Origin of the sequence: Paenibacillus sp. FSL R5-0810 (assembly GCF_038002285.1) — a bacterium.
Lineage (GTDB): Bacteria > Bacillota > Bacilli > Paenibacillales > Paenibacillaceae > Paenibacillus_AQ > Paenibacillus_AQ lactis.
Window position 1 is genome coordinate 1,247,654 of sequence record NZ_JBBOCF010000001.1, and the last position, 24,288, is coordinate 1,271,941.

Annotated in this window: 17 protein-coding genes; 16 read left to right on the plus strand and 1 reads right to left on the minus strand. The window is 51.8% G+C overall.

What is annotated here, in order from left to right; genetic code table 11:
- The first annotated feature begins 11 nt into the window (after window positions 1–11).
- The 11 genes from MKX76_RS05730 (at window position 12) to MKX76_RS05780 (ending at window position 15,532) form a co-directional block, all read left to right on the plus strand.
- Window positions 12–971 (plus strand): carbohydrate ABC transporter permease, encoded by a 960-nt coding sequence (locus MKX76_RS05730; protein ID WP_007130194.1) that lies wholly within the window; start codon window positions 12–14, stop codon window positions 969–971.
- A gap of 14 nt (window positions 972–985) precedes the next feature.
- Complete coding sequence (locus MKX76_RS05735; RefSeq protein WP_181469880.1) at window positions 986–1,849, plus strand: carbohydrate ABC transporter permease; 864 nt, start codon at window positions 986–988, stop codon at window positions 1,847–1,849.
- Between the two features lie 17 nt (window positions 1,850–1,866).
- The gene (locus tag MKX76_RS05740) at window positions 1,867–3,327 is read left to right on the plus strand and encodes a hypothetical protein (RefSeq protein WP_445669836.1); all 1,461 of its coding nucleotides are present in this window, start codon (window positions 1,867–1,869) and stop codon (window positions 3,325–3,327) included.
- A complete protein-coding gene (locus MKX76_RS05745) occupies window positions 3,324–3,950 on the plus strand; it encodes a Yip1 family protein (RefSeq protein WP_007130191.1) in 627 nt (208 codons plus the stop codon). The genes MKX76_RS05740 and MKX76_RS05745 overlap by 4 nt, the downstream gene beginning before the upstream one ends.
- A gap of 12 nt (window positions 3,951–3,962) precedes the next feature.
- Window positions 3,963–6,521 (plus strand): DUF5696 domain-containing protein, encoded by a 2,559-nt coding sequence (locus MKX76_RS05750; protein WP_007130190.1) that lies wholly within the window; start codon window positions 3,963–3,965, stop codon window positions 6,519–6,521.
- Window positions 6,518–7,435, plus strand: a complete 918-nt coding sequence (locus tag MKX76_RS05755; protein ID WP_007130189.1) for a carbohydrate ABC transporter permease — start codon at window positions 6,518–6,520, stop codon at window positions 7,433–7,435. The genes MKX76_RS05750 and MKX76_RS05755 overlap by 4 nt, the downstream gene beginning before the upstream one ends.
- 15 nt (window positions 7,436–7,450) lie before the next feature.
- Complete coding sequence (locus MKX76_RS05760; protein WP_210095195.1) at window positions 7,451–8,395, plus strand: carbohydrate ABC transporter permease; 945 nt, start codon at window positions 7,451–7,453, stop codon at window positions 8,393–8,395.
- 164 nt (window positions 8,396–8,559) lie between these two features.
- Window positions 8,560–10,275 carry an extracellular solute-binding protein gene (locus MKX76_RS05765; protein ID WP_341033193.1) on the plus strand — a complete coding sequence of 572 codons (1,716 nt, stop codon included), beginning with the start codon at window positions 8,560–8,562 and terminating at the stop codon, window positions 10,273–10,275.
- Window positions 10,276–10,329: 54 nt separating this feature from the next.
- A complete protein-coding gene (locus tag MKX76_RS05770) occupies window positions 10,330–12,081 on the plus strand; it encodes a sensor histidine kinase (RefSeq protein WP_210095194.1) in 1,752 nt (583 codons plus the stop codon).
- The gene (locus MKX76_RS05775; protein ID WP_007130185.1) at window positions 12,074–13,696 is read left to right on the plus strand and encodes a response regulator; all 1,623 of its coding nucleotides are present in this window, start codon (window positions 12,074–12,076) and stop codon (window positions 13,694–13,696) included. The genes MKX76_RS05770 and MKX76_RS05775 overlap by 8 nt, the downstream gene beginning before the upstream one ends.
- A 171-nt stretch (window positions 13,697–13,867) precedes the next feature.
- Complete coding sequence (locus tag MKX76_RS05780; RefSeq protein ID WP_007130184.1) at window positions 13,868–15,532, plus strand: glycoside hydrolase family 43 protein; 1,665 nt, start codon at window positions 13,868–13,870, stop codon at window positions 15,530–15,532.
- 110 nt (window positions 15,533–15,642) lie between these two features.
- Here MKX76_RS05780 and MKX76_RS05785 read toward each other — a convergent pair whose 3' ends face one another.
- Entirely contained in the window at window positions 15,643–16,416 is a 774-nt protein-coding gene (locus MKX76_RS05785) for a helix-turn-helix domain-containing protein (protein ID WP_007130183.1), read from the minus strand.
- Between the two features lie 308 nt (window positions 16,417–16,724).
- On the opposite strand from MKX76_RS05785, the gene MKX76_RS05790 reads away from it, so the two are divergent.
- The 5 genes from MKX76_RS05790 to MKX76_RS05810 all read left to right on the plus strand — a co-directional run bounded on the left by MKX76_RS05790 (window position 16,725) and on the right by MKX76_RS05810 (window position 24,268).
- Window positions 16,725–18,029: an endo-1,4-beta-xylanase gene (locus MKX76_RS05790; protein WP_007130182.1), complete on the plus strand. Its 1,305-nt coding sequence runs from the start codon at window positions 16,725–16,727 to the stop codon at window positions 18,027–18,029.
- Between the two features lie 99 nt (window positions 18,030–18,128).
- Window positions 18,129–19,169, plus strand: coding sequence for an endo-1,4-beta-xylanase (locus MKX76_RS05795; RefSeq protein ID WP_007130181.1), 1,041 nt, complete (start codon window positions 18,129–18,131; stop codon window positions 19,167–19,169).
- A 45-nt stretch (window positions 19,170–19,214) separates the two neighbouring features.
- On the plus strand, window positions 19,215–20,738 hold the full coding sequence (locus MKX76_RS05800; RefSeq protein WP_007130180.1) for a glycoside hydrolase family 43 protein: 1,524 nt from the start codon (window positions 19,215–19,217) through the stop codon (window positions 20,736–20,738).
- A 36-nt stretch (window positions 20,739–20,774) separates the two neighbouring features.
- Entirely contained in the window at window positions 20,775–22,478 is a 1,704-nt protein-coding gene (locus MKX76_RS05805) for an RICIN domain-containing protein (RefSeq protein ID WP_251534520.1), read from the plus strand.
- A gap of 47 nt (window positions 22,479–22,525) precedes the next feature.
- Entirely contained in the window at window positions 22,526–24,268 is a 1,743-nt protein-coding gene (locus MKX76_RS05810; protein WP_341033195.1) for an SGNH/GDSL hydrolase family protein, read from the plus strand.
- Window positions 24,269–24,288 lie beyond the last annotated feature (20 nt).

Sequence of the window (24,288 nt, forward strand, 5' to 3'; positions counted from 1 at the left end):
TGCGGTAGTCAATGCAAGGAGAACCAGTAATTCAAACCGTAAAGAGCCCCAAAGCGAATGTGCAGAAGAACAGCCGTTGGGTCTCTTTCATAAAAGAGTTGAAGCGAAGCAAGCACTATTATTTGCTGATGAGTCCGTATATGATTATTTTCTTTCTGTTTACGGTCATTCCGGTGGTCTTTTCCTTTGCCCTAAGTTTCTTCTATTTCAACATGCTGGAATTTCCGAGATTCGTCGGTTGGCAAAATTATTCGAGGCTGTTTCTGAATGATGATATCTTTATGATCGCCTTGAAGAATACGCTGATGTTCGCCGTCATTACCGGTCCCGTCAGTTATATCGCCTGTTTTGTATTCGCATGGATCATTAATGAATTGTCGCCCAAAGTGCGGGCGTTCATGACGTTGGTCTTTTATGCGCCATCGATATCGGGCAACGTTTACTTCATTTGGCTCATCATCTTCTCAGGTGACAGCTATGGGTATTTAAACGGGTTTCTGATGAAGGCCGGCTTTATCCTGGAACCGATTCAATGGCTCCTGAATGAAAACTATATTCTATGGATCGTGATTATCGTACAGCTTTGGCTGAGCCTGGGCACCAGCTTTTTGGCGTTTATCGCCGGCCTGCAAACGATCGACAAGTCGCTGATCGAAGCGGGGGCGATGGACGGCATCAAGAATCGCTGGCAGGAGCTCTGGTATATTACGCTGCCGTCCATGAGGCCGCAGCTGATGTTCGGGGCCGTGATGCAGATCACAACCGCATTCGCGGTCGCGGATATCTCCATCGCGCTCGCCGGGTTTCCGAGCGTTAACTATGCGGCGCACACCATTGTCACCCATCTGATGGACTTCGGCACGATCCGCTTCGAACTCGGCTACGCATCGGCCATTGCGACGTTCCTGTTCTTGCTGATGGTCGGAACCAACAAATTAACGCAAAAAATGTTGAGAAGGATAGGTGAGTAACGTTGGCTGCGAAAATGATTCGATATTTCCGGCTGCCGAGAACGCTGAACCGTTCTTTGCCCGTTAGCATTTTGCTGTTTGCGCTGCTCGCCTTGTTCGGAGCCTTCATGGCATTGCCCTTGATTTACGCGGTGAACAACGCATTCAAACCGCTGGACGAATTGTTCATATTCCCTCCGCGGTTCTTCGTGAACAATCCGACGATGGATAATTTCCTGGATTTGATGGTGTTAATGGGGAATTCGTGGGTACCCTTATCGCGTTATTTCGCAAACACGCTGTTGATCACCATCATTGGCACGGCTGGACATATCCTGCTGGCGTCTGCAGCAGCCTATCCGCTGGCCAAATACCGGTTTCCCGGCTCAAGGGCGCTGTTTTCGATTGTGGTGCTCGCCTTGATGTTTTCGCCCCATGTTACGGCGATCCCCAACTATATGGTCATGTCTTGGCTGGGTTGGATCAATACGCATGCCTCCATCATCGTGCCTTCCTTGGCATTTCCGCTTGGGCTGTTTCTGATGAAGCAATTCATGGAGCAGATTCCCGATGCCCTGCTTGAGGCAGCCAAAATCGACGGGGCCAGCGAATATCGGATTTACTGGTCCATTGTGATGCCGAACGTGAAGCCTGCCTGGCTGACGCTAATGATTTTACAATTTCCGGCACTTTGGGGCAGCGATGGGGGCAGCTTCATTTACAGCGAGCATCTGAAGACGTTACATTTCGCGCTCGGACAGATCACGGAAGGCGGAATCGCAAGAGCCGGCGTCGGCGCGGCTGTTGCACTGCTCCTGATGATCGTTCCCATTACGCTCTTTATCATCTCCCAGAGCAGTGTCATGCAGACGATGGCCACTTCAGGGATGAAGGACTAGAAAGGAGGCATGTCAGATTGATGAACAGCTTGCGCAAACTGAAAACGCCTCTCCTCATCATGATCTGCTGCTTATTGGGGGTTGGGGCAGGAGCGGGGAACGTAAGCGCCGAGAGCGCCTCGGACTCCTATATTTATTCTTATTGGGGCGATGCTGCAGCAGCGCCGGCCGCTTATGTGGCGGCTGAATTGATAAGCGGCTCGGATCTGGGGACGGGTGCTTTCCAAGAGCCGAGCGATCTTCACGTCACCGCCGACAATCGCGTATACGTGCTGGATTCCGGCAACAATCGGATCGTTGTGCTGGACCATGATCTAAAGCTGGTAACCACCGTGGATTCCTTCACAAGAGAGGGCGAGCCGGATACATTTCTACAACCGCAAGGAATCTTCGTGACTGATGACGGCGAGGTGCTCGTAGCGGACACTGGAAACAAACGGGTGGTTCACTTGGATTCGGATTTTCAACTGATCAAGATCATCGATTCGCCGGAGTCGGAGCTACTGCAGGATTCGTTTAAATTCGAACCCGTCCGGGTCGTCATGGACCATGCGCAGCGAACTTACATCATGGCTGCCGGCGTGTTTGACGGTTTCATGGAATTCGATGCCGAAGGGGCGTTTACTACCTTCATCGGCGCGAATCGCGTTTATATCGATCCGATCGAATATTTCTGGAAGCAAATCTCGACCAAGGCGCAGCGCAGTCAGATGGTCATGTTTACGCCTACGGAGTTTACGAATCTGGATATTGACTCGGAAGGGTTCATCTATGCCACGAACGGGGACCAGTGGGGAAATAACATTAAGAAGCTTAATGCGCAAGGCAGCGATATTTTAAGAAGAACGGGGTATTCCGACCCGCAGGGCGACATTCTTTACCTCAGCAGCGAAGGTCCTTCTAAGCTGATCGACATCGATGTTACCGACAGCGAGATATACTCCATTCTCGATGGCAAGCGGGGACGGGTGTTCACTTACAACGGGGACGGACATCTGATGTACGTATTCGGCGGGCTGGGGAACCAAATGGGCCAATTTCATACGCCGGCCGCCATCGACCGAATCGGCGAGGATTTTCTTGTATTGGATAAAGCGCTTGGCGAAATTACCGTCTTCCGAACGACCGAATACGGTCGAACGCTGAATGAAGCCGTCAAAAGCTACTATCGTGGCGAGGAAGAGACCGCTTTTGCGTTGTTTAATCGAACGATCGCCATGAATGCCAATCTGGAATTCGCCTATGCGGGGATCGGCAAAGCCTTGCTTCGTCAAGGCGATTATAAGGGTGCCATGATGCATTTCAAACGCAGCTTGGATCAGAAAAACTATTCGAAAGCATTCCTGCTATACCGCAAAGCGGTCATGAGGGAACATTTTCCGTTGATCATGACCATGCTGTTCTTGGCCGGAATCGGGATATTTGCCGCATCCAGGCTTCGGAAAGTGAAGGAACGAAGAAAGGGGGCTTCCGCATGAGCAGGGAATGGATTCGGTTTCCCCTAAATCTCATGGTTCATCCCTTTGAGGGCTATTGGGACCTGAAATACGATCGCAATCGAAAATTCACGTTGATCATCTCGTTTTGCGTATTGTTTCTGGTTGCCGTTACGAACATTTTGGGGAGCCAGTACAGCGGTTTTCTAGTCCATGTGTACAATCCCGAGAGCATGAACAGCGTCATGGAAATCGTATATGTGATCGTGCCGATCTTGTTCTGGTGCGTGGCTAACTGGTCGCTTACGACCTTGATGGACGGCGAGGGCAAATTCGTCGAAATTTTTACGTCGACCTGCTTCGCGCTCCTGCCGCTCGTGATCATACAGTTTCCATGGATCTGGCTCAGCAATCTCGTGTCGCTGCAAGAGACCGCCTTCTATTATTTTTCCAACTCCGTTGCGGTTCTCTGGTTCGTTTATCTGCTGTTTGTCGGCAATATGACGGTGCATCAGTTTTCCCCGTCCAAAACAATCGGAATTATGATGCTCACCCTGGTCGCCATGGGGTTTATGGCTTTTATCAGTTTGCTGTTTTTCAGCTTGGTCCAACAGATCGTGGCCTTTATTTCCGTCATCTATCAAGAATTGGTCATGAGAACTTAAGGAGGAGGAAGGATGGGCAATTTCGCTAAATACATGCTGCTTGCTGCCAGTGTGCTGACAGCTCTGATTATGGCCGGTTGTACGGATAAAGGACCGGAAAAGGCAGCTGGCGATGAAGGCAACGGGCCCGCCAACAGCTTCACGCCGGGAGCAGCCCTTAAGTCATCGTTCGTCAATCCGAGCGTCAAAGGCATGAAAGGCATTGCCGAGAACGATCAGCTCCAGCTGCTAGCGGACGATCAGACGGGGGCGATCGCCGTCGTGCATAAGGCAAGCGGCGAAATTTGGCACAGCAATCCCCCCGGCCATCAGTCGGATCCGCTGGCCGCGGGCGTGAACAAAAGCTTGTTGTCCTCTCAGTTGAAGCTTGACTTTTATAACAGCTTCGGACAGATAAATTCGGTCAATTCGCACGCCGACAGCGCGGCTTACAAGCAAATCGGCATGGAGGAAATCCCAAACGGCGTTCGCGTTAACTACCGGTTCGGCACGGACAAAAAAACGATTGACGACATGCCCAAAAAGATCAGCAAGTCCCGCTTTGAACAGAACCTGTTAAGCAAGCTGGACAGCGCCGGCCAGCGAACGCTGAAAATCGCGTACACGGAAGATGCCGAGCAAGGGGTGTATGTCCGGTCCGACGGCGCTCTCAAAGGTCTGCAGCTGGAGCGTGCGCTTAAAGCCTTTGAGGATGCCGGATATACCGAGGACGATTTGCTGGTGGACATCGAGGAGAACCATTTGGATCAGACCAAGCCTGAACCGCGGGTATTTCACGCCTCGATCGAATATACGCTGGACGGCGACAGTCTGATCGCCAAGCTTCCGGTTTCCAGCATCGATTTCCCCGCTGAATATCCGGTGAACACGATCTCGTTCCTGAGCTTCTTCGGTGCAGGGGGGGCGGAGGATAAAGGCTCAATCCTCGTTCCGGACGGATCTGGAGCGCTGATTCATTTTAATAACGGCAAGACGCGGTACCCTTCCTACCAGCAGAGCGTGTACGGAATGGACCGAACGATGAGCGGAATCGAAACGGCGGACAGCAGCCAGGACGTCAGGCTGCCGGTGTTCGGCATCATCCGTGAAGGCGGGGCATTTATCGGCATCATCGAGGAAGGGGCTCCGGCCGCGACGATCAATGCCGACGTCAGCGGCAGGCTTAACAGCTATAATTACGTCTACCCGACGTTCACGGTAATCAACAAAGGCGACTTAAGCCTGGATGCGAACGGCCAGCAGCGCTCGCTCCCGAAGTTCCAGGAGAATCCGATGCGAAGCGATTTTTCGGTCCGGTATGCGTTCGTGGGCAAGCAGTCGGCTTCCTATCCGGGACTCGCCGCCTATTACAGGAATTACTTGGAGCAACAGGGAGGCCTCCCGGCAATTGCCGAGAGGAATGAGGAGAATATGCCGTTCTACCTTCAGCTCGTAGGAAGCATTTATAAGAAAAAGCATTTTGCAGGAATTCCGTATCGGGCGCTGGAGCCGCTCACAACGTTCGAACAAGCGCAAAGTATTCTGACAGAGATGGGCAAGCGAGGCATCCATGACATCAAATTGAAATATAGCGGCTGGTTCAACAAAGGGCTGGATCATGAGGTTCCAGGCAGCGTCTCCGTTGATCAACAGGTAGGGGGAGAGAAGGGACTTCGGCGTCTGCTCTCCTATGCGAACGAGAATGGGGTAAAGCTGTATCCGGATGTCGCTATCCTTACCGCGTTGTCCGGTTCCGGGTTCAACGAGGCGAAGGAGGCGTCCAGAACGCTGCGAGGCATCCCCGCAGAGATCTATTCCTTCAATCCGGCGCTGAACCGGCGGGATCGGACCGGTTCGCCTGCCTATGTCATATCGCCGCGGTTGATAGGTAGCTACACGGAAGCTTTCTTAAAGGATTATGGAAAATACGGCGCAATTGGCGTTTCGCTGAGTGATCTTGCCGCCGAGCTGGACAGCGATTTTCGCAAGCATCGTCAAATTGACCGTACGGAGTCCGAGCAGTTGTCTCTGGATGCGCTGAACAAGGTTTCAGATGCCAATCTTCAGGTCATGGCTGACGGAGGAAACGCTTATGCTCTGCCTTTCTTGACCGATATCACCCATGCGCCCATGTCTAGCAGCAGCTTTAAAATCGAAGACGCGGAAATTCCGTTCTATCAAATGGTTATCCGCGGGCATATCGATTACACGGGCGCGCCTTACAACCTGTCCGCGTATACCGACGCCAAACCTTATATTTTGAAGTGTTTGGAGTACGGTGCTGGCGTGTATTTTCAATGGTTCTATGAACCTAATCACAAAATAAAGGACACAGAGCATAACGAACTGTTCTCCGCCAATTACGCGTTATGGATCGACGAGGCCGCCCGCATCTATGAGGAAGTCAATGCATTTCTGAAAAAGGTTCGCCATGAGCGGATCGTCGGGCATGACGAATTGGCTGACGGCGTGTTCAAGACGACATACGAGAGCGGCGTTTACGTCATCGTGAATTACAATCGTGCACCGGTGACGATAGACGGCGTAACCATTGAAGCCGAAAGCTATGTGACGGGTGGTGAAGCGCCATGAAATCCATAACCCAGCGATTTGGGCGAAAGCAGCGAAGCTATGGGAAACAGAAGGCATTATGGGGCATTGCTTATGTGATGCCTTGGCTGCTCGGTTTTATCTTTTTCTTCCTGATCCCTTTGCTGACTTCCCTGATTTACAGTTTTAGCACCGTAACGGCAAATTCCGAAGGAATCGGCATAACGTTTATGGGGATGAAAAATTACGTGACTGCCTTTACGGTCAACACCAGCTTTAACCGAATGCTGACCGAGGCGATCGTGAACATGGCGGTGAACGTGCCCCTGATCGTTATCTTCAGTCTGTTTCTGGCCGTCGTCCTGAATCAGAAGTTCCTTGGCCGTTCCTTTGCCCGATCGATATTCTTCCTGCCCGTCATTCTTGCTTCCGGGGTCATTCTGACCCTGGAAAGCAGCAGTCTCGTTCAGGCGATCAATGATCAGAATGCCGGTTCCGGGGGGCTGATTAACGCATTGGGAAGTTTTGAACTCGAGCGATTAATGCTTCAGGCCGGCGTAAGCGAGACGATCGTAAACTATTTAACGGGAGCCGTGGATCGTATTTATGAGATCGTAAGCCAATCCGGCGTACAGATCCTTATTTTCCTGGCAGGCATACAGACGATATCCCCCCAGCTGTACGAAGCGTCCAAGATGGAAGGAGCTACGGGTTATGAAGCCTTCTGGAAAATCACGTTTCCGATGGTCAGCCCGCTGATTCTGGTCAACATGATATATACGATTATCGACTCGTTCTCCCGAAATGAGCTGACAGACTTAATCAAGACCACGGGCTTCGTCCAATTCGATTTCGGCCTTAGCTCAGCAATGGCCTGGATTTACTTCCTGGCTATCTCCATCATCCTGTTGATCAGCACGTACTTTGTATCCAGGAAGGTCTTTTACCATGAATAGAAGAAGGTGAATGCAATGTCGGTTTCTCGGTGGCTATCGCTCGAAAGCTGGAAACGATGGCTCTGGTCTTTCATACGTTTAACATTGATCGCTGGCCTGTCCTTTGTCATTCTGTATCCGATTCTGCAAAAAATCTCGACGGCCATCAAAGACAAGGCCGATCTTTATTCACCGGTCGTCGTATGGATTCCGGAAAATTTCACAATGAGCAATTTCCTTGATGCGATCCGCATCATGGATTACTGGGAAACGCTGTTCAACACGTTTGCGCTGTCGGCGACGACGACGGTCTTGACGGCCGCTTCTTGCGCGCTGGCGGGTTACGGCTTTGCCCGTTTGAAGTTCAAAGGCAGCCAGCTTTTGTTCGCCTGTGTCGTCCTGACGATTCTCGTGCCTCCTACCACGATTCTCATCCCGATTTATTTGAATCTGAAGGATTTTACGCTGATGGGCCTGATTCCGCTCCTCACCGGCAAGTCCGTCAATCTGTTGAACAGTTATTGGCCGTTCATTTTGACTTCGCTGACCGCCAATTCGCTTAAAGCCGGTTTGTACATTTTTATTTTCCGGCAATTCTTCCGCGGCATTCCGAAGGAAGTGGAGGAGGCGGCTTATATTGACGGCGCGGGCGTCGGAACCACCTTTACCCGCATCATGATGCCGAACGCGATTCCTGCCATCATTACCACGACGTTGTTCTCCTTCGTCTGGCAGTGGAACGACAGCTTCTACACGACGACGTATCTGACTTCAAGCAAAGTCATGTCCACCCAGCTGTCATCGCTGCCGTACAACCTGTCCATTATGCTGGGCAGCGATCCGTCGAAGGCGGACCCATTTTATTTGAGCATGGTGCAGGATACCGGCATTTTGCTGGCGATCCTTCCCTTGATCGTCATCTATTTGTTCGTTCAGCGATATTTCGTGGAAAGTATCGAGCGTACGGGTATCGTAGGTTAACATTTCAAGTTGAAGACCGCCACCCCGAATCTAGGGGTTGGCGGTTTTTGTTTGCATACGAGCAACACGTAAATAACGGGATAGGAAGTAAAAAAATGTTTATTGTGGGCCGGGGCCTTTAAAGTATAATAATACAATTAATCGATAGGAAAGGGTGTTTTCTGTTGCTGATCATCGTAAAGAACTTCTCCAAAGTCATGCTAAGCGCTTTACTGTTTGGTTCAACACTGGCGTCATGTCACCAAAGCAGCGGTATCGACCACAATCGAGGGCCGGAAACACGCGGGGAGGGCGTATACAGCGATAAGTCATTACGCGCTTATCATCCGCCGATCGAAGTCACTTTTGTGAGAGAAATCGGCGACGGCTTGGAAGATATTCTGAAGGCATTGCCTGATGAAACGCTGGAGGACAATCGCTGGAGTCAGTTGTACGAACAAGTTCTGGGCATTCAAATCAAATACAAATGGGCTGTGAGAAGCGAACAATACCACAAAAAGCTGGATATTATGCTGGCTTCAGGGGACATTCCGGATATCGTCAAGGTCAATGCCCAGCAGCTCAGGCAGCTGAGCCACGCCGGACTGATTCAGGATCTGACGCAGGTTTACAAGGAATATGCTTCACCGTTGACACAGCAAGTTCACCGCCAAGAAGGGAGCGGTACCTTGGAATCCGGCATGATCGACGGCAAGCTGATGGGCATCCCGGAGACCGATTCCTCCATTGAAAAGGCGATGTTTCTGTGGATTCGAACGGATTGGCTGGACCGATTGGAGCTGTTGCCACCGAAAACGATGGATGACGTCCTGGCAATTTCGAAAGCGTTTACAGAAGGGGACCCCGACGGAAATGGCCTACAAGACACCTATGGAATAGCGGCTACCCAATATTTGTGGGACCCCGTCATGGGCTTAACCGGATTCATGGCCGGTTATGGAGCTTACCCGAACATATGGCTTGAAGATGAGAGCGGCAAGCTCGTATATGGAGGCATTCAGCCTGAAGTGAAACAGGCGCTCAAGGTGCTTCAGGATATGTATCGCCATCATGAAATCGACAGTGAATTCATTTTTAAAAACGGAAGCAAAGCCAAACAGCTTGTTGCCGATGGGAAGATCGGCATGGTCTATGGCGAGCAATGGGGAGCATTCTTGCTTCAGTCCAGCCGAGGCGGCGATCCGGATGCTGAGTGGCAAGCTTTTCCCATTGTTACTGACTCGGGCATAGCGCCAAAGGTTCCGCTTAAATTTACCACAAGTTCTTTTTACGCCGTAAGAAAGGATTTTGCTTACCCGGAAGCGATTCTCAAAATGTTCAATCTGCATCTTGAAAAAAACTGGGGCAAAACGGCAGAGTACGAGACTTACTACAACAATGTCATGCCCGTGTGGGGACTGTCTCCCGTGACTCCTTTCCCGGCGGATAAAAACCTCAAGGCGTACCGGCAAATCACCGAAGCGCGTCGTCAGGGCACGACGTCTCAGTTACAGGGCGAGCCCGGATTCATACAAGGGCGAATCGATCGATATTTGGATAAGAAAGAAGACGGCGAATCCGGCTGGGGTTGGGAGAAGATCTACGGGCCTTCCGGTGCGATGAGTATTCTCGACCAATACGAGGATAACCATCAGTTGTTGTTCGATGCTTTTGCCGGCGCGCCGACTGAAACGATGATTGAAAAACAAACGATTCTGGACAATCTTCAGCATGATTATTTTGCCAACATCATACTCGGCGAATCCATAGAACAATTCGACCGGTTCGTGGAGGAATGGTATCGGCTTGGCGGTGCTGACATTACGGCTGAAGTGAATCAGTGGCATGAGGGAAAAAAAGCCGTCCATAAAAATGTGCCGCACCCGCACGGTTGGCTTTAAAGGCCGGCAGGCGGCCGATTTACACGCATTTTCACACACATCGGAGGAGTTTAATTGCTTAAGTTACCCGTGAATTCCATTCGTAATACCATTTTTATTCGACTGGTCGCTACCTATCTCTTCGTCATTCTTCCGCTTATCATTCTCGGTGTTTATCTGTATAACTGGAGTTACCAATACGCTAGCCAGGAAGTATCCAAAAATTCGCAGGCGCAGCTTTCGGCTTACCTGGACGGGTTGAACCGGGAAATCGAATGGCTGGAAATCCAGCAATACGATATTTTGCAGGATGAGGAACTGAACAAAATGGTGCTGACATGGGATATGATGAGCACGGTCGAAAGAAAAGCAAGCCTGCATTATTTGCTGCCGCGGCTGGTCTCCATCAAAAACAGCAGTGTCTACATAAAAGACGTATTCATTCATATCCGCAGCATCGATAAAACGATTTCGGCCATGACCGCGATGAATGCATTCGACTCGAGACGGTATAACCATGTGTTTGCAGGAGAGGCGAACGGCAATCAAAGACTCTTGCAGATCGACGATACTTTCCATCTTGTGGCGGCCAAATACGGAGCTCGAAAAGGGGAAGAGCCGCTTCTGATCGTTCAGATCGAACTGGATGCGAGCAAACTCAGGGAATCCCTGATGCAAATCAGCGTATATCCGGAAAGCGGGGCTTTTATCGTCTCCGAGCCGTCCGGCTTTGCCCTGGCCAGCCATGAGGAGGCGGATCGATTCATGAAAGAGGCCGTGCAGGCCATCCAACATGCGAATCGTCAAATTCTGAACATCGGCACAGGCAGGTATTTGATCGACAAGGCGTATTCCGACAAGCTGGACCTATCCGTGTTCACGTACTTGCCCACTGAGGCGGTGAAACGGCCGTTAAGTAAATTTTATGTCTGGGCATGGCTGTTTGCAGGCACGACCCTCTTGGCGATTGCCATCTACGCAGTTTCGACGTACAAATTGGTTCATAAACCGCTGCTTCTGCTTGTCCAGAGCTTCAGAAAAATGGAGGATGGCATGTTTAATATCCGGATCAAGCACGGACAAAGGGACGAGTTCGGCTATTTGTACGATCGATTTAATCAGATGCTCATCAAGCTGCAGCATCTGATTGACCAGGATTTCAGGCACAAGCTCATGATGCAAAGGGCAGAGCTGAAACAGCTCCAATCCCAGATCAATCCCCACTTTTTATATAATAGCTTCTTCATCCTGAGCTCCCTGGCCAAAACGGGGGATGTCACGCAAATCGAGTTGTTCACGAACATGCTGGGAGAATACTTTCGATTCATTACCCGCAATGATGCGGACAACGTTCCATTGCTGGAAGAAACGAGGCATTCCCGCATTTATACCGAGATTCAAAAGCTCAGATTTTCAAGGCGCATTCGCGTAGAATTCGGCGAGCTGCCGAAGGAAATGGAGGCCATCAAGGTGCCGCGATTGATCATTCAGCCCATTATCGAAAATGCCTATGAGCACAGCCTCGAAAAGATGCAGGATGAGGGCTTGCTGCGTGTGTCGTTTCATCTGGATGACCAAGAAGCTTCCATCGTGATTGAAGAGAACGGGAACGGGCTGACGGATAACGATATTGAAATGCTAAATAAGCGGCTTGAACGCACAGCCGAATCCGCCGAATCCCCTGAAGTGACGGGGCTTATCAACATCCATCGGCGAATTGCCCTGACGTACGGGGAAAGCAGCGGATTGGTCCTTTCAAGGAGTCCATTGAATGGACTGCGGGTCCAAATTCGAATCAGGCTGACGGAGGGGAATGAACATGTATAGACTGCTGGTCGTCGACGATGAAGAGATTATTACGAACAGTTTGTACGAAGTATTTCATCAGTGGATGCCCGAGAAGCTTGACGTTTGCCGGGCATACTCCGGCAAGGAAGCACTGAATTGGATGTCGCGAACAAGAATCGACATCGTCCTGACGGACATACGCATGCCGGGCATGAGCGGATTGGAATTGACGGAGAGCATCCGGGCTCTCTGGCCAAGGTGCAGAATTATCTTTCTGACCGGTTACAGCGATTTCGATTACGCCTATCAAGCGATTCAGATGCCCAATGTCCGCTATTTGTTGAAGACGGAAGGCTTCGATAAGGTCATGGAGGTCGTGAAGGAAGTCATTCATGAAATCGAGAGCGGCAATCGCATGAATGAATGGCTCATGCAGTCCCGCGTGCAGATCGAAGCGCTGGAATGGATGGAGCAGGGAGAATACTTCCGGCAATTCGTCGCGGACAGCAGCCTGCTTGGACAGGACAAGGAAGCCATGCTGAGCGATTTCCGGACCTTGAACATCGGATTGGATCCGAAACTCCCTGTGCTGCTGGCTCTTGGCCGCGTAGCATATTCAGCAGGCAAAGCGTATGCAGAAAAGAAAAACAGCCATCGCTCGGTAAGGCTGATTTGGAATTCTTTTATGGATGAGCATGTCCGAAGCATCGGAGTCCTGGACAAACATGGGGATTTATTATGGATGCTTCAGCCGCGGTCCGAGAATCCATCCGGTGATCGTCTTGTTCTTTATTTGGAAGGGACGCTTGAACTGATCCAGGAAGCCTGCCTGGATTCTCTGGGACTTGCCGTATCGTTCACCATAAGCGGCTTCCCCTGCCGGTGGGAGGATGTAACCCCTCAATATGAAAGGCTGCGGAGACTCCAGCAGTTAAAGATGGGCGATGGCATTCCGATGATCCTGAAGGATCAAGTCGACTCTTCCCAGGCGTCTCACTGCAAGGAAGGAGTGGAGACGAGCCATAAGGCAGGCGTCTTGGAAGCCCATTTGGAGGCCGGAAGGGAGAGCGAATTCATGAGTGAATTGGAGCAATTGTCGGAATTCGTGCTGAACGGAGACGATCATCATCAGCATGCTGCACAAGCCTATTATTCTATCGCTCTCGTGCTGTATGCGAAGCTGACCCGGCTTGGGCTTCAAGACCCCACCGGTGAACGGGGGAAGCTGCTGGACTTGGAAGGTCATGATTCCATGAAGGAAGCTTTTCGTTATTTGAGGCGAACGGCCGAAGATATATTCGATTTCAAGCGCATGGATGAACGAGGCAAAACGGCGCATGTCATTGATCGGGTATGCCAGTATATCGAGGAGCATCTGGATAAGGACATCACCCTTGTGCATCTAGCCGAACGCTATTTTTTTAATCCCTCCTATCTCTCGCGTTTGTTCAAGCAGGAACGGGGAATCAATCTCTCGGAATATATCGAAAAGTGCCGAATACGGAGAGCAAAGGAGCTGCTTAAGGAAGGGGATTTGAAGGTAAGGGACGTGGCGCCTCTAGTCGGATACGATGCCGCCCATTCCTTCACCCGCTTCTTCAAAAAGGCGACGGGTTTAACGCCGCAGGAGTACAGGGACCATCTTGTAAAATAAGCAGGCGACCTATCATTTGCCCGGTGTTTTCAGATGGAATGTCCGGTTGTTGTCTTGCTTACCCAAAGGTACACTTTTTACGAACAATTCCGTTCATGTCGACCCGCATTGGGACTGACCAGATCGGAATGACAGGTCACCAAGTAACGATGAAGGAGGGCGTGTTCAGGGATGAAGCCCGGAAAGCCGTTACTGGTCATATCTACCGTATTTGCTTTCGTTTGCATAATCGTTGTTTTTGCAAACCTAGCGAGTCGTGGCCAAGACGATCCAAAAATGTTTAACCAGGAGCTGAGTGACAAGATGAGTGATGAAATGAAAGCCGGCAAAACAGGAATTGAAATGAGGGACCAGGTAAGCAGCGGCAATGTTGCGAGCCGGGATGCGGACAGTACCCGCGGGGAGGCTGCGGCCGCAATCGGTAAGATTCCGCCGAACGGGAATCCGGTCGTCTCCCATAAATTCGGCGCGGATCCCTATGCGCTGGCAGTTGACGGACGTGTTTATTTATATAACACGTACGACGCATTGGAGTATGACGGTGACGGGGATGTCAAGGACAACAGCTACAGCACGATCAACAAGCTGTCCGTCATCTCTTCCTCGGACCTGGTCAACTGGACCGATCACGGAGCAATCCAGGTCGCAGGACCTACCGGCGCTGCCACATGGGCAACGCAGTCGTGGGCGCCAGCAGCCGCGCACAAGGTGATTGACGGCGAGGACCGCTTCTTCTTGTATTTTGCCAACAATGCCAGCGGCATCGGAGTGCTGACGAGCGACAGCCCTGTTGGCCCGTGGACGGATCCGATCGGAAAGCCGCTGATCACAAGAAACACGCCGGGCGTGGAAGGTGTCACGTGGCTGTTTGATCCCGCCGTGCTCGTTGACGACGACGGGAAAGCTTATATCTACTTTGGCGGCGGCATTCCGGAAGGCGAAGCCGAAATGCCGAATACGGCTCGCGTCATGCAGCTTGGCGACGATATGATCAGCGTGCTTGGCGAAGCCGTCACGATTCCGGCTCCTTATATGTTCGAGGATTCAGGGATTAACAAATTTGACGGAAAGTATTACTATACGTACTGCTCCAATTTCTCGGAAGGAACGCGGCCGGAGAACAGTCCGCCTCCCGGCGAAATCGCCTATATGGTCAGTGAGCATCCGATGGGCCCATGGACGTATCAAGGGACCATTTTGAAAAATCCCGGGCATTTCTTCGGGGTCGGAGGGAATAATCATCACGCCATCTTTCAGTTCCAACAGAACTGGTATATTGCCTATCACGCCCAAACGTTGTCAAAATCCATGGGAGTTCCGAAAGGCTATCGCTCAACCCATCTGAACCGCGTTTATTTCGAGACGGACGGTAGCATCCGGGAGATAGACGCTGACATGGAAGGCGTGAAGGGGGTCCAGCCGCACAATCCCTTCCAGCGAACGGAGGCAGTAACGATGGCATGGAATGCCGGAATTCAAGTCAATCCGTCTACTGCTGCTGAAGACTCGCAGGACAGCCCGATATTGACGGTCACGGACATCCACGACCGGGATTGGATCGCAGTGGCCAATGTTGATTTCGGAAAAGGAGCATCCGCGTTCACGGCTTGGGTCTCGGGAGTGGAAGGAGGAGGAAGCCTGGAGCTTCGGCTGGATCATCCGGAAGGAGAACGGATCGGCACAGTGAACGTACCGCCAGCATCCGGTGTGAAGCAGCGTCAGGAAATATCCATTGAAGTTTCAGGCGCATCCGGCATCCATCATCTTTACTTCGTATTTACCGGAAAGCAGGATCAGAAGTTATTTGATTTTGAAGCATGGCAATTCGAGTTGTGACGGCATATATACAGCCCGTCCATTCATAATGTGACGATGGCAAGCTAAAAAGGCGCTCGCGTATCAAGCAGCGCCTTTTTAGGTGCATCAGGTAAAAATGTACGTACAAGTTAGTGCTGGCCAGAGGCAACGGGAACCGTACGGGATCCATGCAATTTTCTATACATGTTAGCGCTTACGCCAGCATAAGTCTTGAATTTTTTATAGAACCAGTCCATATCGTTGTAACCCACCGCGTCAGCGATTTCGTATATCTTCATGTCGGTATGCGTCAGCAAGAATTTCGCTTTCTCCATTCGCTGCTGCAGCAGATATTCGTTAAACGTCATTTTCTCGTGGAACTTGAACTTCTGCACCAAGTAGGAATAGTTGAAATGCATCCGCTCGGCAATTTCTTTTAAGGTGATGTTTTGGTACATCGAATCCTTCAAGTATTCCTTGACCTCTTGAATGACCTGATCCTCCTTTTCCGCATGGACATGGGACAATCTATTATCCGGATGCCCGTCACCGGAATGGGTTGCCGGCGAGATCATCCGCAAGCAAGTGTTGAGCTCTTCGACCGTGAACGGTGCAGGCAGATAATCATGAACTTGCAGCTGCAAGGCTTTCCGGGTCCAATAAAAATCCGTGCTGCCTCCGGTAACAATGATGGGAACCTGGCTTACGGACCGGATGTTTGCGCATAACTCCATACCTTCGGAATCTGAACCGAGCGCATGGATAATCACCAAGGTGTAAGGCTCCAAAGCAATGAATTGCATGGCGGACGAGGAGGACCTGACGCAGCGGAACCGCGAGCATCTCAACTCATTCCAATCAGGCCGGATTCCCGGTGTTGCTTCATCATGGGATTCCAGATCAACAAACAGAACATCGTGCACAAAAGCTTCCCCCCAACTTCGTTGTAATAACGCTTTCATACGGTTTGATAACATTATGGGGAACGGAAACCCGAATCGCAATGTGCCGATTTTTATATTTCTAACCGATATTTACTTCTTACAGAAATATAAGGGGCCTGTGTACGCGGAAGAAACATTGGCAACCCGAGATTGGACGGGTGAACGATCCCAAATTTGGCAGGTTGTTTCAATAAAATGTAAGCGCTAATATGGAGTTATGATTTATTCGGGCCGGGTCCCATAGCGGGGGCCCTATCACTTGCTCGAAGTGGAAAGGAGGTCATGCTTTGCTTCGAATGCCTAAACGCGGCCGATGGGCGGCCACGGCAGTGGCAGCTGCGGTAGCAGCGTCCGTCGTTGTCCTGTTAATCCTGCCCCAAATGGGCAGCCGTGACAAGCCCCCCGCCGAAAGTCAGGCCCCAGGAAAACCGGGGGAAGGAGCAGCGGAGCTAACAGGGGATTCCGATGCGTCGAACGGAAAACCGAATGCCGAACCCCCTGCCGGCACTAATCAAACTGCGTCAACTGAGTCGAAGACACAACAGTCCTTAGCGCAAGATATTCCCTCGCTGCATGAACTCTTTGAGGAGGATTTTCCGATCGGCGCCGCGATCGAACCGAACCAGACGAGCGGTCCTTCATCGGAATTGCTGAAGAAGCATGTCCGCTGGCTGGTGGCGGAGAACGTCATGAAGCCGGATGCGATCCAGCCGTCGGAAGGCCAATTTATATGGACAAATGCCGACCGGATCGTGGAATTTGCCAAGGAGAACAACATGCAGGTCCGTTTCCATACGCTGGTCTGGCATACCCAAGTCGGGCCATGGTTTTTCCAAGATGCGGAAGGCAAGCCGATGGTGGATGAGACAGATCCCAAGCGACAGGAAGCGAACAAAAAATTGCTGCTTGAACGCCTGGATACCCACGTAAGGACGATCGTCGGCCGATATAAGGACGACATTACGTCTTGGGACGTAGTGAATGAAGTCATTGAACCGGGGGATCCGGACGGAATGCGCGCGAGCGAATGGTATAAAATAGCAGGTACCGATTACATCGCAACGGCATTTCGAGCTGCTCGGGAAGCCGGAGGACCCGAAGCAAAGCTATATATTAACGATTACGGCACGGATAACCCTGTGAAAAGGGACCTTTTGTTTCAGCTGGTGAAAGATTTGCTGGAGCAAGGTGTTCCGATCGACGGGGTTGGACATCAGACGCATATTGACATTTATGGTCCATCGGTGGATTCCATCATCGCCTCGATGCGAAAATTCGCGGAGCTGGGCCTCGACAATCTCGTCACCGAGCTCGATATGAGCATTTATGCGTGGAATGACCGCAGTGATTACGGCCAAGATCTCCCGCAAGAAATCCTGAACCTGCAAGCCGATCGGTATGGCGAGCTATTCAAAGCATTCCGTCAAAACAAGGACATCCTCAGCGGCGTCGTTTTTTGGGGCATCGCCGACGACCATACCTGGCTTCATGGTTTTCCGGTCGCACGTACCAATGCGCCTTTGCTGTTCGACCGACAGCATCAGCCCAAACCGGCGTTTTGGGCCGTTGTTAAGGCGGCTAGGACGGAGTGATAAACGGACGTCTCCGTATAGCCGGGCTAACATTTATGGATTTAATGCCCATAGCTTTATGTCGCTTACGAAATAACGTTGATAAGGAGAGACCGAGTGATGAGAAGAAGCATGGAAAGGCTGCCCAAGCTCCATGAAGCTTACGGCAATAGTTTCAAGATCGGCGCTGCCGTGAATCCAATTACGATGGTGACCCAAAAGGAATTGTTGTCACACCACTTCAACAGCGTTACGGCAGAAAATGAAATGAAATTCGAGCGATTGCACCCATCGGAAGAGGTGTATACATTCGAGCAAGCCGACCAGATCGTATCGTTTGCCAAATCGAACGGAATGTCGGTGAGAGGACATACCCTCGTATGGCATAATCAGACGCCGGAATGGGTGTTTCAAGACAGTTCCGGTGGGACAGCCGGCCGCGAGCTGCTGCTCGCTCGGATGAAATCGCACATCGATGAGGTCGTTGGCCGTTATCGCGGAGATATCTATGCTTGGGATGTCGTAAACGAAGCCATTGCCGACAGTGGAAGCAATCTGCTTCGTTCCTCCCCGTGGCTTGCGTCGATCGGGGAGGATTTTATCGCCAAGGCATTCGAATACGCGCACGAGGCTGATCCGCAAGCGCTGCTATTTTATAACGATTACAACGAATCCGTGCCCGAGAAGCGGGAGAAGATTTACACGCTCCTTAAATCGTTAAAGGAGCAGGATGTGCCGATTCACGGCGTCGGGCTTCAGGCCCACTGGAATTTGGAGTTTCCAGCGCTTGACGATATCCGCAGGGCAATCGAAAGATATGCAAGCCTTGGGATGATGCTGCATATCACGGAGCTTGACGTATCCGTATTCGCGCATGAGGATAAGCGGACCGATCTGGCGGCGCCGACCGAAGAAATGCTTCAGCGCCAGGCGGAGCGTTACGGTCAATTGTTCCGTCTGCTTAAAGAGTACAGCGGCAGCGTCACTTCCGTGACCTTCTGGGGAGCGGCGGACGATTATACCTGGCTGGATCATTTTCCGGTAAGGGGCCGCAAAAATTGGCCGTTCGTCTTCGACGAGAACCATCTTCCGAAGGAATCCTATTGGAACCTGTTGAAGGAAGCCAATCCCGAAAGAACATTCCAAGAGATACGTTCGTAAGTCGTATTTCGGCTGTCGCCATAGGTTGAAAGGGGAATCCATCAGATGAACAAGACGCAGGTCACGAATCCGATCATTTGGGCGGACGTGCCGGATGTGGATGCCATCCGTGTAGGGAACGCCTATTATATGGTCAGTACGAGCATGCATTCGATGCCGGGCTGCCCGATCATGAGGTCCGAGGATCTGATGCATTGGGAAGTCGTTAGTTACGTATACGATACGTTCGAAGACAACGAGGCCCATCGTTTGGAAGGCGGCAAGAATATCTACGGGCAAGGCTCTTGGGCGGCAAGCCTGCGCCATCACCGGGGGACATTCTATGTTTGCTTCTCCAGCAACGATACCAGGAAATTTTACGTGTACCGCACAGATAATATCGTTCAGGGGCCGTGGCAGCGTTCCGTCATCGATGGACTACGGCATGATCCGGGCCTGCTTTTTGATGATGACCGGGTGTTCGTGATCTACGGCAACGGGGATATTTACATTACCGAGCTGACTGCCGATGCAGCGGCCCTTAAGTCGGACGGAATTCATCAGCGGCTCTTTGAAACGGAAGCGGAGGGCATCGGATTGCGCTGCGAAGGCTGCCATGCCTACCGCATCAACGGTTACTATTATTTGCTGTTCATCGAATGGCCGAAGGCAGGTTTCGGCAACGGCCGGCGCAGACAAATCTGTTACCGGTCACGGGAACTACTCGGCCCTTATGAACGAAGAATCGTATTGGATGATGATCTCGGCTACCATAACAAGGGAATCGCCCAAGGCGGGATGTTCGATACGCCGGATGGCAAGTGGTACGCGATGCTGTTCCAGGATCATGATGCCGTCGGGAGAATCCCTTGCCTGGTCCCGGTAGCCTGGGAGGAGGATTGGCCCGTGTTCGGCATCGAAGGCAAGGTGCCGGAACGGTTTGAGGTCGACTTGCCGCAAGCCGTTGTGAAGCCGCTCGTGATCAGCGATGAATTCGAATACGAATCGAATAAGCTGGCTCTGAATTGGCAATGGAACCATAACCCGGATCATCGGTTATGGTCCGTGACCGAACGTCCCGGTTTCCTAAGGCTGACAACAGGAAGCCTGGCACCGGCTGGCGTGCTGCAGGCCCGGAATACGCTGACGCAGCGCACGGAAGGGCCGGCATGCACGGGGACTGTCTTATTGGACACGGAGCATATGAAGCCCGGCGATCATGCAGGGCTTGTTGCCCTGCAAAGCCATTTCGGCACCGTCGGCGTCAAGGTCGCGGAGAACGGCCACAAGTTCATAGCGATGAGCGTGAACGATGGGAGCGGCAGGGAGAAGGAGCTGGAAACGGTTCGGTATCGCGGCAGTGAAGTGCATTTGAGAATTGATTTTGATTTTGAGAACAGCAAAGATGTGGCCTCCTTTCATTATTCTGTCGATGGGGCCGAATGGATGCAGATCGGCGGTGAGCTGAACATGCGGTATACCTTGGATCACTTTATGGGTTATCGCATCGGGCTTTATTATTATGCGACCAGGCAAACCGGCGGCCATGCCGACTTCGATTATTTTCGTTACGAAAAAGCCGAGCGTTAGAGCGCGTAACCGAAGTGAAGAGGAGTTGATCGATGTATGAAAAGAACAGGATGGACGCTCAAGCTGTTATTGGCCGCGCTGCTCCTGCTGCCAGCTACGCTGGGCCTCCATAATGGCGCAGCCGACGCATGGTCGGGCATGCCGATGTCCAAGCTTCGCGTCAGCGGCAACCAGCTGGTAAACAGCGAGGGGCAGCCCGTTGTCCTCAGCGGGTGGCACCAGCCCGGGGGCTCGTACTGGACGTATCAGGGAAGCGATTACTACCTGAACCGTAGCGGAGGGAATCGCCATGCTGCCATTTTGGCGTATTTAAAGGATATTACCGACACATTTTCCGATACCTCTCCGAAGTACGGCAACAGTCACGGCTGGTATATGAACCAGGTCAGGCTCTTTATCGACCGTGAAGACATGGGCGACGTGGCGGCCGGAACGTATAATTTTGCCGGTCTCCAGTCCTTTACGCAGAACGTCGTGGTGCCTTATATCCAGTATGCAAAGACCAAGGGAATCTACGTTACGCTAGGCCTCGACTTCACGCTCCAGGATAATCAGGCAACGACGCAAGCCAATCTCGAGAAATTTAATCAAATCTGGGGATATCTTGCGGCACAGCCTGCGATCAAAAGCGCGGACAACGTCATGTTCGAGATCATCAATGAACCGGTGCTGTCTTATGCGAACGGTCGCTGGGGAGGACATCCGTCCGACCCCGAATTTCCGGCGTTTTGGGACTCGCTGCGCAATTTTCAAAATTCCATCATTTCCACGATCCGCAGTCAAGGGGCAGATAACGTGATATGGGCCGCCGGCCTTGGATGGGATCAATATTATCAGTTATGCGCCACGCGTCCGCTAACCGATCCGCTGAACAACATCGGATATGCCGTGCATTGGTACCCGGGCTACGGAGCAAAGGATAACGGCTCGATACTCCAGCAGCAATGGGATACCAACATTAAGCCCTGCGCGGACAACTATCCGATCAATATTACGGAAACGACCTGGTTCAAACGGCTGCCGGGAGACTCGGAGTACTGGGAGCTGTTCAACGGCTCGAATGAAGGCTTCGGCAAAAACACCAAGGCCATATTTACGGCAGCCGGGAACGTCAGCATCGCAGTCCACATGAACGGTTTTCTTCTGCAGCCGGGGGCAAGAAGCACGTTTGCCGATCCGACGGCAGGGCTGCTCTTCGACGGCGATCCGGCACGGGACGGCATGGCCCGCTTCATCTTCGAATGGTATTACGAACGTGCGCAGCTTCATCCATGGAACGGCATATGGAACGGTATTTTATCGGGAGAAACCTATAAAATCGTGAACCGTGCCTCAGGGAAGGTGATCGACGTCCCGGGCGGACAAAACAGCAATTCGCTGCAGCTGCAGCAATGGCCGGACAATAACGCCACGGCCCAGCGATGGGTTGCGGACGATATGGGAGCATACAACAATGTATACCGGCTTCGCAGCGTCAGTTCGAGCGACGGCAAGGTGATGGATGTTAGAAACGGTTCCACAAACAACGGGGAAGCAATACAGCTCATGCAGGATTATGGGAATCAAGCACAGCGATTCCGTCTGATCAAGCTAAGCAACGGATACTGGAGCATCCTTAACGCGAACAGCAATAAAGCCGTCGAAGTGGCGGATGGTTCGTCCGCGGACGGAGCGAAGCTCCAGCAGAATCCTTATCGAGGGGATTTGCATCAGCAATGGCAGTTGATCAACGTAAATTGACGCTGCCGTACAGGTGGAGAGCGGCAAGGTGAGGAGGATGAAGAACGATGGCAGGCCATTTCACGCCAGCGGGAAATGAAACGGAAGGTCCAGTGGCGCCGCAGGATCCTGCAGTCAAACGCCGCGGACTGTACATCCTGTATGAGGCGATCATCGAAGCGACGACTCGTCCCGATGGGAAGTACACGCAAGAGATATACCTGGACGGGAGTCAGCTCGTCGATAAAGCCCGATTTACCGGGGGTGTGACGGATGAAGCCATTCTTGAGCTGCTAAAGAGCAGCAGGGGTCTTCGCCGGCTGGTGGACAGTATCGGAATATCCGTTCATGCGCATGAATGGGACGTATCGAGCGTTCTGTTCACATTTTGGAATTGGGGAAATGCGAATCCATACGAAACGGGATCCCGGCAGAGTATAACCTGTCCAGCGAACGGCACGGAAACGCTCCTGGTTCTGGATAACGACGAAGATCGATATCCGGATGACGATGTTCCAGGCAAATTCGTTTTCGAGTTTGAACGAGAGGGCGTGTTGGCAACGGTCAGCATCGTATTCTATCTTCGTGACGGTTACCAAATCCCCGAGGCTGCAGTCGACCCCCCGGTCGATGTGGAATCACAAGCATATCAAGACATGATTAAGAAATCGCTCATAAGCCCGGGTCATAACAAACGATTAAAGGCGGCAATCGAAAAAGCGAAGCGGGGCGAGCCCGTAACCATCGCCTACATCGGCGGTTCCATTACCCAAGGGGCCGGCGCTGTCCCCCTCCATTCCCAATGCTACGCATACCAATCCTATGACCTGTTCAAGCGAAGGTTTGCACCCGCCGGCGACAGCCCGATTCGTCTTGTCAAAGCTGGCGTAGGCGGTACGCCGTCTGAGCTCGGCATCGTCCGCTATGATCGGGATGTGCTTCGAGAAGGGGAGGTACGGCCGGATATCGTGATCGTTGAGTTTGCCGTCAACGACGCAGGCGACGAAACGAAAGGAAATTGTTACGAGAGCCTGGTACTCAAGGCTCTTTGCGCCGATCACAAACCCGCGGTGATTTTGCTGTTCAGCGTATTCGTGAACGACTGGAATCTTCAAGACCGTCTGGCCCCGGTCGGTTGGCATTACAATCTTCCGATGGTCAGCGTGAAGGATGCGGTCACGGAGCAGTTCCGATGGACCAAGGAGCAAGGGAACGTGATTACGAAAAGACAGTTTTTCTACGACATTTATCATCCAACCAATGCTGGGCATCGGGTGATGGCCGATTGTTTGGACTGGTTATTCGAAGTAACCGATCGTTCCTCCCTCGACGAGGAGGACCTGACGGATGAACAGCCTCCGCTGATCGGAAATGACTTCGCTTTAACGAAGCTGCTCGATCGCAGGAATGGCGATCGCATCGCCCGCATTGATCCTGGCGGTTTTTCGGACACCGACACGGATCTGCAAATGGCGGAGCTGGACGATCATGCATACGGGACGCCGCAATTTCCGCACAACTGGATGCACACGGCCGATTCCGGCGAGCACAGCTTTAAGATGACTATCCGGAGCAAGCGTCTTATCCTTGTTTATAAAGATTCGGGAAGCCGGGCATTCGGGACCGCGAAGATATGGGTAGACGGGAAGCTGAAGAAGACCGCCGATCCGCATGACGTCAATTGGACGCACTGCAGCGCCGTGATTTTGTACAATGAGTCGAAGTCAGGAGAACATGAAGTAGAGATCCAGATGGCGGAAGGCCACGAGGATAAGCGATTTACGATCCTGGGCTTCGGTTACGTCCCATAGAATTGCATTAGATAGCTTCA